The organism is Rhizobium rosettiformans W3 (assembly GCF_004912135.1).
Taxonomy (GTDB): domain Bacteria; phylum Pseudomonadota; class Alphaproteobacteria; order Rhizobiales; family Rhizobiaceae; genus Allorhizobium; species Allorhizobium rosettiformans.
Map to the genome: position 1 here is coordinate 218498 of NZ_STGU01000001.1, position 14614 is coordinate 233111.

14 protein-coding genes are annotated in these 14614 nt (G+C 61.7%); 8 read left to right on the top strand and 6 right to left on the bottom strand.

The window, feature by feature from the left end:
* Nucleotides 1-29 precede the first annotated feature (29 nt).
* Nucleotides 30-1655 (bottom strand): chaperonin GroEL, encoded by a 1626-nt coding sequence (gene groL, locus FAA86_RS01005; RefSeq protein WP_136537962.1) that lies wholly within the window; start codon nucleotides 1653-1655, stop codon nucleotides 30-32.
* 36 nt (nucleotides 1656-1691) lie between these two features.
* Nucleotides 1692-2006 (bottom strand): co-chaperone GroES, encoded by a 315-nt coding sequence (gene groES, locus FAA86_RS01010; protein WP_136537963.1) that lies wholly within the window; start codon nucleotides 2004-2006, stop codon nucleotides 1692-1694.
* Between the two features lie 267 nt (nucleotides 2007-2273).
* On the opposite strand from groES, the gene FAA86_RS01015 reads away from it, so the two are divergent.
* Nucleotides 2274-2546 (top strand): usg protein, encoded by a 273-nt coding sequence (locus FAA86_RS01015; protein ID WP_136537964.1) that lies wholly within the window; start codon nucleotides 2274-2276, stop codon nucleotides 2544-2546.
* An 88-nt stretch (nucleotides 2547-2634) separates the two neighbouring features.
* Complete coding sequence (gene treY / locus FAA86_RS01020; protein ID WP_136537965.1) at nucleotides 2635-5289, top strand: malto-oligosyltrehalose synthase; 2655 nt, start codon at nucleotides 2635-2637, stop codon at nucleotides 5287-5289.
* Here the strand turns inward: treY and FAA86_RS01025 are convergent.
* From FAA86_RS01025 to FAA86_RS01040, 4 genes are all read right to left on the bottom strand, one after another.
* The gene (locus tag FAA86_RS01025; RefSeq protein WP_246034970.1) at nucleotides 5275-5880 is read right to left on the bottom strand and encodes a cysteine hydrolase family protein; all 606 of its coding nucleotides are present in this window, start codon (nucleotides 5878-5880) and stop codon (nucleotides 5275-5277) included. The two genes, treY and FAA86_RS01025, sit on opposite strands and share 15 nt — an antisense overlap.
* A gap of 23 nt (nucleotides 5881-5903) precedes the next feature.
* Complete coding sequence (locus tag FAA86_RS01030) at nucleotides 5904-6206, bottom strand: DUF982 domain-containing protein (RefSeq protein ID WP_113461842.1); 303 nt, start codon at nucleotides 6204-6206, stop codon at nucleotides 5904-5906.
* 73 nt (nucleotides 6207-6279) lie between these two features.
* Complete coding sequence (locus tag FAA86_RS01035) at nucleotides 6280-7134, bottom strand: PfkB family carbohydrate kinase (protein ID WP_136537967.1); 855 nt, start codon at nucleotides 7132-7134, stop codon at nucleotides 6280-6282.
* Nucleotides 7131-8159 (bottom strand): substrate-binding domain-containing protein, encoded by a 1029-nt coding sequence (locus FAA86_RS01040; RefSeq protein ID WP_136537968.1) that lies wholly within the window; start codon nucleotides 8157-8159, stop codon nucleotides 7131-7133. The genes FAA86_RS01035 and FAA86_RS01040 overlap by 4 nt, the downstream gene beginning before the upstream one ends.
* A 351-nt stretch (nucleotides 8160-8510) precedes the next feature.
* Here FAA86_RS01040 and FAA86_RS01045 point away from each other — a divergent pair, with 351 nt between their 5' ends.
* From FAA86_RS01045 to FAA86_RS01070, 6 genes are all read left to right on the top strand, one after another.
* Nucleotides 8511-9770 carry an ABC transporter substrate-binding protein gene (locus FAA86_RS01045; RefSeq protein WP_136537969.1) on the top strand — a complete coding sequence of 420 codons (1260 nt, stop codon included), beginning with the start codon at nucleotides 8511-8513 and terminating at the stop codon, nucleotides 9768-9770.
* 61 nt (nucleotides 9771-9831) lie between these two features.
* Complete coding sequence (locus FAA86_RS01050; RefSeq protein WP_136537970.1) at nucleotides 9832-10818, top strand: carbohydrate ABC transporter permease; 987 nt, start codon at nucleotides 9832-9834, stop codon at nucleotides 10816-10818.
* Nucleotides 10818-11645, top strand: a complete 828-nt coding sequence (locus tag FAA86_RS01055; protein ID WP_183954604.1) for a carbohydrate ABC transporter permease — start codon at nucleotides 10818-10820, stop codon at nucleotides 11643-11645. Before FAA86_RS01050 ends, FAA86_RS01055 begins: the two co-directional genes overlap by 1 nt.
* A gap of 11 nt (nucleotides 11646-11656) precedes the next feature.
* Nucleotides 11657-12682 carry an ABC transporter ATP-binding protein gene (locus tag FAA86_RS01060; RefSeq protein WP_136537972.1) on the top strand — a complete coding sequence of 342 codons (1026 nt, stop codon included), beginning with the start codon at nucleotides 11657-11659 and terminating at the stop codon, nucleotides 12680-12682.
* A gap of 59 nt (nucleotides 12683-12741) precedes the next feature.
* On the top strand, nucleotides 12742-13527 hold the full coding sequence (locus tag FAA86_RS01065) for a ThuA domain-containing protein (RefSeq protein ID WP_136537973.1): 786 nt from the start codon (nucleotides 12742-12744) through the stop codon (nucleotides 13525-13527).
* Nucleotides 13524-14582, top strand: coding sequence for a Gfo/Idh/MocA family protein (locus tag FAA86_RS01070; protein WP_167494849.1), 1059 nt, complete (start codon nucleotides 13524-13526; stop codon nucleotides 14580-14582). The genes FAA86_RS01065 and FAA86_RS01070 overlap by 4 nt, the downstream gene beginning before the upstream one ends.
* The last annotated feature ends 32 nt before the right edge of the window (nucleotides 14583-14614 follow it).

A 14614-nucleotide genomic window follows, 5' to 3' on the forward strand; every position in this document is an offset into this window, starting at 1 on the left:
CCTTTCACTTTGACGTTGAGGCTTAGGCCTTAAAAGTCCATGCCACCGGCCGGCATGGCGGGTGCGGCTTCCTTCTTCGGCTTTTCGGCGATCATGGCTTCGGTGGTGATCAAAAGCCCTGCCACGGAGGCGGCATCCTGCAGCGCTGTGCGCACCACCTTGGCGGGGTCGATGACGCCCTGGGCGAAAAGGTCACCATATTCGCCGGTCTGGGCATTCCAGCCATAGGCGAATTCAGACGTCTCGCGGAGCTTGCCGACAATGATCGAGCCTTCCGCGCCGGCGTTTTCGGCGATCTGACGCACGGGGGCTTCGATGGCGCGGCGGATGATGTCGATGCCGACGCGCTGGTCGTCATTCGGAGCCTTCAGGTTCTCGAGCGCCTTGACCGAGCGGAGCAGGGCGACGCCACCACCGGGCAGGATGCCTTCCTCGACGGCGGCACGGGTCGCATGCAGGGCGTCGTCCACGCGGTCCTTCTTTTCCTTCACCTCGACTTCGGTCGAGCCGCCGACGCGGATGACGGCGACGCCACCGGCGAGCTTGGCCAGACGCTCCTGGAGCTTCTCGCGGTCGTAGTCGGAGGAGGTCTCCTCGATCTGCGCCTTGATCTGGGCCACGCGGCCATCGATCTCCGCCTTGGAGCCGGCGCCGTTGATGATTGTGGTGTTTTCCTTCTCGATCGACACCTTCTTCGAACGGCCCAGCATATTGAGGGTGACGTTCTCAAGCTTGATGCCGAGGTCTTCGGAGATGACGGTGCCGCCGGTGAGGATGGCGATGTCCTCGAGCATGGCCTTGCGGCGATCGCCGAAGCCCGGCGCCTTGACGGCTGCAACCTTGAGGCCACCGCGCAGCTTGTTGACGACGAGGGTCGCGAGCGCTTCGCCTTCGACGTCTTCCGCGATGATGACGAGCGGCTTGCCGGACTGAACGACGGCTTCGAGAACAGGAAGCAGAGCCTGCAGGTTCGACAGCTTCTTCTCGTGGATCAGGATATAGGGATCGTCGAGTTCGACGCGCATCTTTTCCTGATTGGTCACGAAGTAGGGCGAGAGGTAGCCGCGGTCGAACTGCATGCCCTCGACCACTTCGAGTTCGGTCTCGGCGGTCTTGGCCTCCTCGACGGTGATCACGCCGTCATTGCCGACCTTTTCCATGGCTTCTGCCAGGTAGCGGCCGATCTCGGTGTCGCCATTGGCGGAGATGGTGCCGACCTGGGCGATCTCGGCATTGTTGGAGATCTTGCGGGCATTCGCCTTCAGCTCGGCGACCACGGCTTCGACGGCGAGATCGACACCGCGCTTGAGGTCCATCGGGTTGAGGCCGGAGGCGACGGCCTTGGCGCCTTCCTTGACGATGGCCTGGGCCAGAACGGTCGCGGTGGTGGTGCCGTCGCCGGCGAGGTCATTGGTCTTGGACGCCACTTCGCGCAGCATCTGCGCGCCCATGTTCTCGAACTTGTCCTCAAGCTCGATTTCCTTGGCAACCGAAACGCCATCCTTGGTGATGCGGGGTGCGCCGAAGGACTTGTCGATGACGACGTTGCGGCCCTTGGGACCGAGCGTCACCTTCACGGCATTGGCGAGAATGTCGACGCCACGCAGCATCTTCTCGCGGGCATCGGTGTGGAATTTCACTTCTTTTGCAGCCATTGTTCACTCCTCAAAGGCAAATGATGACTGATGGTCTCAAGCGGCTTTCTTCTCGGCGGCCTGGGCTTCGATGATGCCCATGACGTCGGCTTCCTTCATGATCAGCAGCTCTTCGCCGTCGATCTTGATCTCGGTGCCGGACCATTTGCCGAAGAGCACGCGGTCGCCGACCTTGACGTCGAGCGCGACGATCTGGCCCTGCTCGTTGCGAGCGCCGGAGCCGACGGCGAGGACTTCGCCTTCCTGCGGCTTTTCCTTGGCAGTGTCGGGAATGATGATGCCGCCCTTGGTCTTCTCCTCGGACGAAACGCGGCGGACGACGATGCGGTCGTGCAGCGGACGGAACTTCATGTTTTCCTCCTGGACAAACAAAATGGAACGTCCCCAAAGGCCGGACCGGATAGGGTCCGGACGGGTCGCCGGACCCTTGAGAGGCATCCGGCGCGCGATGATCTGGTTTTTCCGATTTTTTGTTTCAAGAGCGAGTGACGAAAAAAATCAGCACTCTCGTCGCGTTGCTGCTAACAGCATGATTTATAATCACAATTTTTGCGACCCTCTTGCCATTTCACGTGGTTTTGTCAAACTTTTTATCGTCAATGACCAAGAGGGAAACGCATGACATCCAGCAAAGACTTCACCCTCCAGATGGAGGGATATGGCCTCACCACCGCACACATCCTCTATCGGCTGCCCGACTTTCGCTCCGTGCTGCAGACCTTCCTCTGGCAGGATTACGATCTGGCGCCTGATTTCCCACAGATGACGAAGTTTCTCGATTTCTGGCGGGCCAATCTCGATGGCGATCTGCATTCAGTGCGCTTCAGTCACAAGCGGCTGATCGGTCCCAACGAATGGCGGAAACTCGACGGGGAATTCAACCTCCATTAAGTCCCTCGCATCCTCGGGGGCGGCGGAACAAGGCGCGCCGGCAGACGTTGGATCTGGTCGCCACCGCCACCCTCCCAAGGATGCCAGAATGCCATTTCCCGTTTCGACCTACCGTTTGCAGTTTCGCAACGGCATGGATTTCGACCGCGCCATCGGTCTCGTCCCCTATCTGAAGCGCCTCGGCATCACCCATCTCTATGCGTCTCCGGTCTTTGCGGCGACCGAAGGCTCGACCCACGGTTACGACGTGACCGATGCAAACCTCATCGACCCGGTGCTCGGCGGTCGCGAAGGGCTGGAGCGGCTTGCAGAGGTTCTGAAGGCGGAAGGTCTGGGGCTCATCCTGGACATCGTGCCCAACCACATGGCAGCAAGCCTTGAGAACCCCTGGTGGCGCAGCGTCATCGAATGGGGTGAGGCCAGCCGCTATGGCCACTATTTCGACATCGACTGGAGCCAACGCCTCACACTGCCTTTTCTGGGAAAGCCATTCGAGCAGGCGGTGGCGGATGGCGAGATTTCACTCACCCTGGACCGCGAGCACGGGTCTCTGGCCTTCGCCTATTTCGACAGCATCTATCCCCTGACGCCGTCCACCTATGCCGCAGCTTTGGACGGCTGCTCGCATCCATTGGCCGCGCGCCTCGCCGAACTCGGGCACCAGGCCGATCCGGCGGAGGACGCCGCGTTTCACCGCGACGTTTCGGCTCTGTGCCAGGAAGGCGAGAGCGACGGTCTGCTTGACGAGCTCAAGGTCAAAGCGGACGACCGGGCGTTTCTGGTCCGTCTCCACGACCTGCAGCCATGGCGCCTGATGTTCTGGACGGAGGCTGGCAAGGGACTGAGCTACCGCCGCTTCTTCGAAATCGCCGGCCTTGTCGGTCTGCGCGTTGAAGCAGACGATGTGTTCGAGGACGCCCATCGGACAATCCTCGAGATGGTGCGTGCCGGCCAGGTGGATGGACTCCGGATCGATCACGTCGACGGCCTTGCCGATCCCGGTCGCTACCTGCAGCAGCTGCGAAGCGCTGTCGGGGAAGACATTCCCATCTATGTCGAGAAAATCCTGGCGCCCGGAGAAGACCTTCCCGAGGACTGGCCGGTGCAGGGCTCGACGGGTTACGAGTTCATCGCAGCCCAGGTGCCCGTGCTGCTCGATCGGACGGGTTTTCAGGCGATGCGCGAGGCCTATTCGCAGATTGCCGGTCCGCAGCAGGCTGTCTCCGAAAAGATGCGCGAAGCGAAGCTGCGGATGATCCGGATCAATTTTGCCGGCGAGGTCAAGGCGCTGGTGGGTCAGGCGTCGGAGCTTTCCGGGCAGCCGGAGGATGGGGTTCGCAAGGCTCTGGAGGAACTGCTTGTCGCCTTTCCACGCTACCGCACCTATGGCGCAGAGCAGGGGATGCCGGTATCCGATCAAGCTCTTCTCGATGAGGTGCTGGCGCTCGCCAAGACGCGACTTGATGGCGACACTCCTGCCGTGGCCGAGAAGATCGTGGGGCTCGTCAAGGGCGAAGGCCTAGCGCAGGAGCATCCGGCTGCCGTCGCCGTCTTCCGTCGCCGGTTCCAGCAGCTCACCGGCCCGCTGATGGCAAAGTCGCTCGAGGACACGCTGTTTTTCCGCCATGTCGAGTTCCTGGCGCTCAACGAAGTTGGCGGCGAGCTTGAGCCGGAAGAGGGGGGGCTGGAGCATTTCCATGCCGAAATGCAGCGCAGGGCCAAGCGGCAGCCGCTGGGGCTGTCGGCTTCGTCCACCCATGACACCAAGCGGGGCGAGGATGCCCGGGCGCGCCTCTTTGCCCTTGCCGAAGATGCACCACGCTTCGCCCGCCTCATCGACGCTTGGCGCGAAAAGCATGCGGATGTCATCGAGATTGACGGAAAACCGGCGCCGGAACCTGAGGTCGAGTGGATGATCTTCCAGGCGCTGATCGGCCATTGGCCTGTCGATCTCGATGCCGGCAATCTGGAAGGCCTCTCGGATTTCGCCGATCGCGTTGCCGCTTTCCTCGAAAAATCCCTGCGCGAAGCAAAGCTTCGGACCGACTGGAACGGCATCAACGCCGACTATGAACATGCCGCGACCGATTATGTTCGTCGCCTGCTCATCGACAATCACGACTTCGTCGAGGCGTTCGTTCGGGAGATCCAGCCGCTGATCTGGGCTGGTCTGGTCAACGGCTTGACGCAGACGGTCATCAAGCTGTCGGCGCCGGGGATCCCGGATATCTATCAGGGAAGCGAAAGGCTCGATCTGAGTTTCGTCGATCCCGACAACCGCCGCCCCCCGCCATTCGATACGCTGGCCGAATTCGATCCTACGGCACCCCTGTCCTTCACCGACGAACGGGCGCTGGCGGAAGGCTGGCTGAAACAGGCCGTTGTGGCGCGTGGTCTTGCCTTGCGAAACCGCCACCCGGACCTGTTCCTCGATGGCCAGTATCTGCCCCTGACGGTATCGGGGCCGCGTCGGTCCCAGGCGGTCGCCTTTGCACGCGAGAAGGACGGTCTTGCTGCCATCACCGTGGCCTGCCGCCTGCCGATCGCCATGCTGAGAGAGGGCGAAGGCCAGAGCTCGGCCGCGTTCTGGGGCGACACGCAGGTCGAATTGCCTGCGACGCTCGCCCGCATGTCCTTCAGGGATGTCTTGACCGGACGAGAGATCCGTTCGGCAGATGGCCTTCTGCTTCGTGACGTCATGGACGGCCAGACGGTCGCGCTTCTCGTGTCAGAGGTGAAATGAGGTGGGCTGATCCGCAATGAGGTCCAGAACCTCGCGGGTCCGCAGCGTCGTCAGTTGGGCCGAAAAACGGGCGTTGAGCAGGGCAAGTGAGGCGTCATGCGCCTTGTCGACGCCGGAGCAGACGGCATCCGTCACCAGGATGACGTGGTATCCGAGGTCGATGGCGCCCAGCGCCGTTGCCATGACACAGACGTCGGTCTCGCCGCCGGTCAGAATGAGGCTCTCGACCTGTTCTCGCCTCAGTGTCTCATGCAGGGTGCTGCCCAGCCATGGTGAATAGACCGGTTTGTCGAGAATGCGGGCGGGCGGCACCATGGCCGCAAGTTCGGGGGCAAGTTCCAGCATCTCGGGCGGCAGGTGCTGACCGGTCATCATCCACCAGCGCCGATAGTAGTCCCGCCACGCGCCCGGCGCCTGTTCGGGATCTGTGGGAGGAATGAAGCGTGTGAAGATCGTGCGGGCGCGTGCGGCTTCGGCGATGGCGGCGATATCGGGCAGCGCTTTTGTCATCCATGGCACGCACCAGGGGGTGTCGGCCACGAACATGCGCTGAACATCGACACAGACATGGCGCCATCGGCCAAGTCTCATGACACTCCTCCCTTCGCCGCCGCTCAGGCGACGGCGGATCTCGCACGTGGCAAAAAGCTCACGCGTTTCTGCGGGTTGAGGCATTGGCGCATGCCGGCTTCGTCGGCGGCCGCGATGAAGGCACTGCGGGCGAGCTCTGCCGCGCGCGCGCCGCGCAACGCGTTCCTGCAGAGACGCAAGGCACGCTCATAGGCGGGGCCGCGGCGGGTCGGCCATTCGGCATCGAGAAAATCCAGCGCATCATACGCATTGAGAAAGCGCCGCGTCAGCCCGCAGGGCAGTTCCAGTTCGACGGGCACGTTCCAGGTGAAATCGGCTTCAGTCATGCCTTCCTCCGTTTGGCCGCCCTCAACTCGGAGGGCGGTGGGGAAGTTCCCGAAGGCCGATCAAATAAAACTGTTATGATATTGATTTTTCTGTTGCAGCCTGGGTTTCCGCCTCGCGCTGCGTAAGCCAGGCGGTGGTTTCGTCACCCGCAATCTTGGCGGCCTCGACCACATCTCGGCCTTCTAACAGCCCATGCAGCAGGCTACCGCTGAAGGTGTCGCCGGCACCGATCGTGTCGCGGACAGTCACGATGCGGTCGAGGCTGACGCTGTGCTCTACGCTGCCATCGAAGACGGTGATTGCGGCCGGACCGTCCGTCATCACGAGGTGTCTGAGCCGCGGCCCGGCGAGGGTGGAGGCCCTGTTCCAGATGTCGTCCAGTGCCATGCCCGGCAGATCCGCCTTCGAGCCGATCATCACATCCGCCGGCCTCGGCTCCGCTTCCCGAAGCGGAAACTGCGAGAGTACAAGGGGCGACTGGTGCAAGGAGGCGCGTATCGCCTCCGGCAGCTTCGGCGCATTGACGTAAAAGGCGTCCGCTTTGACCGGCTGGTCGAGGTGAAAGCTGCGAGACAGGCGTCGCTCGCTGGAGAGAATGGTGCGCTCCCCGGTCGGGTCGAGCAGGATGTCGGCAAAGTCCGTCTCGCCCTCGCGCTGCGTGATCAGTGTCGTATCAAAGCCGGCCGCTTGAAGCGCGGTCAGCGCCTCTCTGCCGTGGCCGTCCGTCATCAGAGTGGACAGGAGTGCCACATCGTGCCCCAGTTCGAGCAGGCGGCGGGCGGTGAAGTATCCACCGCCGCCGAGCCGGGTTTCGCGGGAAGACCAGGCGATACGACCACCGGCACGCAGGGGCTCGGTCAGGCGCCAGATGCGATCATGGTTGATGTGGCCGACGACGATGACCCGCTTCCTCTCTGTCATGCTCATTCGGAAGCGTCCTTCGGTGCGGGGCGGCTGGTTTCGCGCAAAATGAGCTCGACCGGCCAGAGTTCCTGAATCTCCGCAGCCTCTCGACCGGCTAGCATCTGCAACAGGAGATCGGCGATGCGCGTGCCGGCCGCCCGGATCGAGGAGCGGGTTGTCGAGAGCGGCGGCACCATGTTCTCGGCTGTGAGATAAGGGAATACGTCGTCATGCGCGATCACGGAAATGTCCTTGCCTATCACAAGGTTCCTCGCGCGGGCGGCTCGATAGATTCCGAGTGCCGTCATCATTGATCCGGCAACGAAGGCGGTGGGGCGTGGGCGCTGTTCCAACGCCGAACGGGCATAGCGGAAGCCGATCTCGTCGGTGAAATTATCATGGGTCACGAGTTTCGGGTCGAAGTCGATACCGCGCACGGCAAGGGCCGTCTTGTAGCCTGCCAGACGATGCAAGGTGAAGGTCAGGCCTTCGCGTCCATTGAGCAAGGCTATCCGGCGATGGCCAAGGTCCAGCAGGTGCTCTGTGCTGCGGCGGATGGCCCCCTCGTTGTCAATGTCGAGCCAGGCATGCGGTACATCGGTTGCCGATCGGCCGTGCACGATAAAGGGCAGCTTCAACTGGTGCAGCAGGGCGATGCGGGGGTCTTTCGGGCGCGGCGAATGAATGACGACCGCATCGACGCGGCGGCTCTCCGCCAGGCGCCGGTAGAGCTGCAGTTCATCACCGGTGTGGTGTTCCGCCATCGGCGTGATCAGAATGTCGATATCCTCTCCGCTCAGGCGGTCGGCCATGCCGCTCATGAACTCGGAGAACTGGTAGTCGCCGGCCTTGGTCATGACGACGCCGATTGCGCCGGCTCGACCTGTTGCGAGACGCACCGCATTGATATTGGGTCGGTAGCCGAGGCGGGCAGCTTCTTCCATCACCCGGGCGCGTGTTGCCTCGTTTACCTCCGGATAGCCGCTTAGGGCCCGACTTACCGTCGTTGGCGACAGTCCGATCTCTCTTGCGAATTCCTTGAGCTTCATTCGAGCCTGTCTTTCCCCGCCGGTAGAGGGTCTCTCCTCCCTGACAACGCTTATCCCATGCTGTGGCAGGCACTTGCAAGATTTGCACTTCGCCTCTTTAAAACGTTACGGAAATTCGCGTATCCCGATCATTAGGTAATTCGTCGGTAGGGCGGGGTGTGGAAGGGCCGCCCGCTTCATTGAGTGCGAGATGAAATCAAATATTTCAATAGGTTGGTTCGATTGACTTTGGCATTCTTCGAATCGGGTTTGACAGGCTTCAGAATCTTTGCCAGCTTTCCGCCTACCAAACCGTTTTCAAATTATCGGGAGAGTGAACGGATTGGTTGTTTTTTTTGGGAGGAGATATCCATGAAGAAGCTCTTGACTGCCGCCTTCATCGTAGCAACTGCCTTGTGCGGAACGGCAGAGGCCGCCGAGATTGCCGTTGCCGCCAACTCGACCGGCAAAAACCTCGATTTCCTGCGCAAGATGTTTGCCGAATTCGAAGAAAAGACGGGGCACAAGGTGTCGCTGGTCACTATGCCGCCATCCAGTTCCGAACAGTTTGCCCAGTATCGGCTGTGGCTCGCGGCGGGGAACAAGGATGTCGACGTCTATCAGACCGACGTGATCTGGGCGCCGCAGTTGGCCGACCAGTTCATCGACCTGAAGGAGGCAGCGAGTGAGGTGATCGACCAGTTCTTCCCCTCGATCATCGAGTCCCAGACTGTGGAGGGGCGGCTTGTCGCCATGCCGATGTTCACCGATGCGCCGGCGCTCTTCTACCGCAAGGACCTTCTGGAGAAACATGGCAAGGAAGTGCCGAAGACATGGGCCGACATGGCGGCGGTCGCCAAGGAGATCCAGGATAAGGAGCGCGAGGCGGGCCAGAAGGATCTGTGGGGTTTCGTCTTCCAGGCCAATGCCTATGAGGGGCTGACCTGCAATGCGCTCGAATGGATCAAGTCTTCGGGCGGCGGGCAGATCGTCGAGCCGGATGGCACGATCTCGGTCAACAACGAGAAGGCGGCAGCAGCGCTCGATCAGGCGAAATCCTGGATTGGCACTATTTCTCCTCCGGGCGTGCTTGCCTATCAGGAGGAAGAGTCACGCGGCGTGTGGCAGACCGGCAATGCCGTCTTCATGCGCAACTGGCCTTACGCCTATGCGCTCGGAAATGGCGAAGACAGCGCCGTGAAGGGCAAGTTCGACGTCACGACCCTGCCGGTTGCGGCAGCCGGCGACAAGCCTTCCTCGACGCTCGGCGGCTGGAACCTTGCCGTCTCCAAGTATTCCGAGGAGCAGGAGGCCTCGATCGAGCTCGTCAAGTTCCTGACATCGACCGAGTCCCAGAAGCGCCGCGCGATCGAGCAGTCGCAGTTGCCGACTTTGCAGGCGCTCTACGACGACCCGGAAATTGCCGAGGCGCATCCCTTCATGCCGCAGTGGAAGCCGATTTTCCAGGATGCCGTACCGCGTCCGTCGGCCACCACCAAGGTCAAGTATAACGAGGTTTCCTCGCGCTTCTGGGGTGCTGTGCACAATACGCTATCGGGCTCTGGCACTGCAGCCGAAAACCTCGAGCTGCTCGAAATCGAGCTGAACGAGCTCATGGGCAGCGGCTGGTGATGCCGGCGCCGGGCGGCCTTCGGGCCGCCCGGCTATCCGTCACCTGCAGGGAGGAACGCCCATGACCGACATCAGCATGCAGAGCACCGTCCGGCCCTTGCCGGCCAAGGCGGCACCCGGCTCGGATCTTCGCGCACAGCGCACCCGCTCCGCCTGGATCTTTCTCGCCCCCACGCTTCTCGTCCTCGCCATGGTGGCCGGTTGGCCCCTCATCCGGACGATCTATTTCAGCTTCACCAATGCCACGCTCAACAATCTCGAAGGTGCCGAGTTCATCGGCTTCTCGAACTACCTTAGCTGGATCACGCTGCAGAGCGGGCGCACCGTCTGGCGCGGCCTGCTCGTCGATCCGGCCTGGTGGGGAGCGGTGTGGAATACGCTGCGATTCACGCTGCTCTCGGTCTCGATCGAGACCGTGCTCGGCCTCGTCGTTGCGCTGGTGCTCAATGCCAGCTTCCCGGGTCGGGGCATCGTGCGGGCTGCCATCCTCATACCCTGGGCGATCCCGACGATCGTGTCTGCCAAGATGTGGGCCTGGATGCTCAACGACCAGTTCGGCATTCTGAACGATATCTTTCTCAATCTCGGGCTGATCAGCCAGAAGATCGCGTGGACGGCCAACCCCGATACGGCGATGGTCGCGGTGCTGATCGTCGATGTGTGGAAGACGACGCCGTTCATGGCGCTGCTCATTCTCGCCGGCCTGCAGATGGTGCCGCAGGATATCTATGAGGCTGCGAAGATCGACGGTGTACATCCGGTCAAGGTGTTCTGGCGCATCACGTTGCCGCTGATCCGGCCGGCGCTGATGGTGGCGGTGATCTTCCGCATGCTCGATGCGCTGCGCATCTTCGATCTCATCTATGTGCTGACGCCGAATAATTCGCAGACCAAGACCATGTCGGTCATGGCGCGCGAGAACCTCTTCGAATTCGACAAGTTCGCCTATGGGGCGGCGGCGTCCACCATGCTGTTCCTGACTATCGCCTCGATCACGGTCATCTACATCGTCTTCGGGCGGGTCAACCTGTCGGGAGGGGACCGCTGATGCCGACGATCCTCAAACAGTCCCTCTTTTACGTGCTGGTCACCGTCATCGTGGTGATCGCGGTCTTCCCGTTCTACTACGCGATCATCACCAGTCTGAAGCCGGGCAGTTCGCTGTTCGACATCGGTTATTGGCCCAAGGTGGTGACCTTCTCGAACTACGAGGGTGTGCTGTCACGCGGCAGCTTCCTGCGCAATCTCGGCAATTCCGTCATGATTGCCAGCATCGTGGTGGCCATCTCGCTGGTTCTAGCGGTCACCGCGTCCTATGCGCTGGCACGCGTGCGGTTCCGGGGCAGGGGGCTTCTGCTGCTCACCATCCTCAGCGTCTCGATGTTTCCGCAGATCGCGGTTCTTGCCGGCCTGTTCGAACTCATCCGCTTCGTCGGGATCTTCAACACGCCCTTCGCGCTGATCTTCTCCTACATGATCTTCACGCTGCCGTTCACCGTCTGGGTGCTCACCACCTTCATGCGAGATCTGCCGATCGAGATCGAGGAGGCGGCGATCGTCGATGGCGCTTCGTCCTGGGTGATCGTGACACAGGTGTTCATGCCGCTGATGTGGCCAGCCCTCGTCACCACAGGGCTGCTCGCATTCATCGCGGCGTGGAACGAGTTCCTGTTCGCGCTCACCTTCACCTCGTCGAACAGCCAGCGGACGGTGCCCGTCGCCATCGCGCTGCTTTCCGGGGACAGCCAGTTCGAAATCCCCTGGGGCAGCATCATGGCCGCCTCGGTTATCGTCACCGTTCCGCTGGTCGTGCTCGTGCTGATTTTCCAGCGGCGGATTATCTCCGGCCTCACCGCCGGCGGCGTCAAGGGATAGGAGGAAAATCCATGGCTCACATTCAACTCACCGATATCCGCAAGTCCTTCGGTGCCCTCGAGGTCATCAAGGGTGTCGACATGGAAATCCGCTCGGGCGAGTTCATGGTCTTTGTCGGCCCCTCCGGCTGCGGCAAGTCTACCCTGCTGCGTCTGATCGCCGGGCTTGAGGACATCACCCACGGCACGCTTGCCTTCGATGGCGAGGTGATGAACCAACTGGCGCCCGCCAAGCGCGGCATTGCCATGGTCTTCCAGTCCTATGCGCTTTATCCGCATATGACCGTGTTCGACAACATGGCCTTCGGCATGAAGCTGGCCGGTCAGGACAAGGCGGAGCGCGACCGGCGGGTGCGCGAGGCGGCCGACATGCTGCAACTGACGCCTTATCTTGAACGGCTGCCACGGCAGTTATCCGGCGGTCAGCGGCAGCGTGTGGCGATCGGTCGCGCCATCGTTCGCGATCCTCGCGTGTTTCTCTTCGATGAACCGCTCTCCAACCTCGATGCGGCGCTACGCGTGGCGACCCGCCTCGAAATTGCCAAGCTTCACCGCAGCATGCACAACACTACGATGATCTATGTGACCCATGATCAGGTGGAAGCTATGACGCTTGCAGATCGGATCTGCGTGCTGCGCGACGGCGTGGTCGAGCAGATCGGCACGCCGCTCGAGCTCTACGAGAACCCGAATTCTCTTTTCGTCGCGGGCTTCATCGGCTCGCCGAAAATGAATTTCCTCGATGGCCGCTTTTCGGAGGAAATGCGCGCACATACCATCGGCATTCGCTCCGAGCATCTCCTGATTGAACACGGGGGCCGGTGGCGGGGTTCTGTCGTGCATTCCGAGATGCTCGGATCGGACAGCTATGTTTATGTCGACATCGGGACGTCGGAGCCGATCGTCGTCCGGCAGGAGGGTACCGCTACGCTAAAGCCCGGCGAGACCATTGCGCTCTCGCCCATTGAGCACGAACTGCACCGTTTCGACCGCGATGGCCGCGCCATCGGCCGCGGCCTGATGAAAGGCGCTACTTGAGCGCCATGATGTGATGCGGCTCTCCATGGCGGAGGGCCGAGACCTTAAGGAGAATTCAGATGACGATCAGAACGGTTGTCTGGGGCGAAAACATTCACGAGCGCGAAAACGCCATCGTCCGGGAGATCTATCCCGATGGCATGCATGCGACCATCGCTGCTGCCTTGAACGAGGATAGCGAGATCGAGGCGACAACCGCCACCCTGCAGGAGCCGGAGCACGGGCTTTCCGTCGAGCGGCTGGCCGAGACGGACGTGCTCGTCTGGTGGGGCCACAAGGCCCATGGCGAGGTGTCCGACGAGATCGTTGAGCGTGTCGCCAAGCGGGTTTGGGAGGGCATGGGCCTGCTCGTCCTGCATTCCGGGCATTTCGCCAAGCCCTTCAAGCGGCTGATGGGCACGCCCTGTGCGCTGAAGTGGCGGGAAGCCGGCGAGCGCGAGCGGATCTGGACGGTCAATCCGGGGCATCCGATCGCAGCCGGCATTCCGGAAAGCTTCGTGCTGGAGAACGAGGAAATGTACGGCGAGTTCTTCTCCGTGCCGGAGCCGCTCGAAACGGTCTTCATCTCCTGGTTTGCCGGCGGCGAGATCTTCCGTTCGGGCCTGACCTGGCGGCGCGGTGCGGGCAACATCTTCTATTTCCGCCCCGGCCATGAAACCTACCCGACCTATCACGATGCGACCGTGCAGCAGGTCATTCGCAACGGCGTGAAATGGGCTTACAATCCGATGCCACGTTACTCGGCCGTGCATGACGCACCGAATGTGCCGGTGGAGCAGGCGCTGGAGCCGATCACCGAGCGCGGGCCGCGTCTGCATCAGGCTGGCGAGGAAGGCTACAAATGACCACAACGCCAATCCGCCTGCTGATTCTTGGAACCGGTGGCATGGCCAATACCCATGCCATGAACTTTTCGACGATAACCGATGTGCAGCTGGTGGCTGCTGTCGATCTCGACATGGCCACCGTCCGCGCCTTTGCCGCGCGGCACAACATCCCCAACACCTTCACCTCGCTGGACGAGGCGATCGCCTGGGGCGAATTCGACGCCGTCACCAATGTGACGCCGGACCGGGTTCACTATCCGACGACGCTCAAGCTGCTGGCTGCAGGCAAGCATGTGATGTGCGAAAAGCCATTGGCCGAGAACTATGCCAAGGCAGACGAAATGGCGACGGCGGCAGAAGCGTCCGGCCTCGTCAACATGGTCAACCTCACCTACCGCAACGTGGCGCAGGTGCAGAAGGCCCGGCAGATGGTTCTGGCCGGCGAGATCGGCAAGGTCCGGCATATCGAGGCCTCCTATCTGCAGAGCTGGCTCGTCTCCAAGGCCTGGGGTGACTGGGCGACCGAGAGCCAGTGGCTCTGGCGCCTGTCGACCAAACACGGCTCGAACGGCGTGCTCGGCGATGTCGGCATCCACATTCTCGACTTCGTCGGTTATGGCGCGGTGACCGAGATCGATCATGTCTTCGCTCGCATGAAGGCCTTCGACAAAGCTCCGGGCAACCGGATCGGCGAATATGATCTCGATGCGAATGACAGCTTCACCATGACGGCGGAATTCACCAATGGGGCCATGGGTGTCATCCATGCGAGCCGCTGGGCGACGGGGCACCTGAACGAGCTCAGGCTTCGCGTGCATGGCGACAAGGGCGCGCTGGAGGTCATCCACCGTCTCGACGGATCGGTCCTTCGGGCCTGCCTGCAGGAAGATGTTGAGAAGGCCGTCTGGCGGGAGATCGAGGTCGATCCTGTCGAGACGAACTACCAGAAGTTCATCACCGCGATCCGCTCCGGCTATATGCAGGAGCCGAGCTTCCGGCATGCCGCCAACCTGCAGAAGATCCTTGATCTCGCCATGCTGACCGAGGTCGAGCGGCGCGAGCTCGTCGTTTGATATCGGCCTTTGAAACGGAAAGCGCCGCCCGA

Coding starts and splice junctions, on each gene's coding strand:
- FAA86_RS01060 (WP_136537972.1), top strand. CDS start 11,657: ATGGCTCACATTCAACTCACCGATATCCGCAAGTCCTTCGGTGCCCTC.
- FAA86_RS01030 (WP_113461842.1), bottom strand. CDS start 6,206: ATGACTGAAGCCGATTTCACCTGGAACGTGCCCGTCGAACTGGAACTG.
- FAA86_RS01045 (WP_136537969.1), top strand. CDS start 8,511: ATGAAGAAGCTCTTGACTGCCGCCTTCATCGTAGCAACTGCCTTGTGC.
- FAA86_RS01070 (WP_167494849.1), top strand. CDS start 13,524: ATGACCACAACGCCAATCCGCCTGCTGATTCTTGGAACCGGTGGCATG.
- FAA86_RS01015 (WP_136537964.1), top strand. CDS start 2,274: ATGACATCCAGCAAAGACTTCACCCTCCAGATGGAGGGATATGGCCTC.
- FAA86_RS01035 (WP_136537967.1), bottom strand. CDS start 7,134: ATGAGCATGACAGAGAGGAAGCGGGTCATCGTCGTCGGCCACATCAAC.
- FAA86_RS01055 (WP_183954604.1), top strand. CDS start 10,818: ATGCCGACGATCCTCAAACAGTCCCTCTTTTACGTGCTGGTCACCGTC.
- groL (WP_136537962.1), bottom strand. CDS start 1,655: ATGGCTGCAAAAGAAGTGAAATTCCACACCGATGCCCGCGAGAAGATG.
- groES (WP_136537963.1), bottom strand. CDS start 2,006: ATGAAGTTCCGTCCGCTGCACGACCGCATCGTCGTCCGCCGCGTTTCG.
- FAA86_RS01050 (WP_136537970.1), top strand. CDS start 9,832: ATGACCGACATCAGCATGCAGAGCACCGTCCGGCCCTTGCCGGCCAAG.
- treY (WP_136537965.1), top strand. CDS start 2,635: ATGCCATTTCCCGTTTCGACCTACCGTTTGCAGTTTCGCAACGGCATG.
- FAA86_RS01065 (WP_136537973.1), top strand. CDS start 12,742: ATGACGATCAGAACGGTTGTCTGGGGCGAAAACATTCACGAGCGCGAA.
- FAA86_RS01025 (WP_246034970.1), bottom strand. CDS start 5,880: ATGAGACTTGGCCGATGGCGCCATGTCTGTGTCGATGTTCAGCGCATG.
- FAA86_RS01040 (WP_136537968.1), bottom strand. CDS start 8,159: ATGAAGCTCAAGGAATTCGCAAGAGAGATCGGACTGTCGCCAACGACG.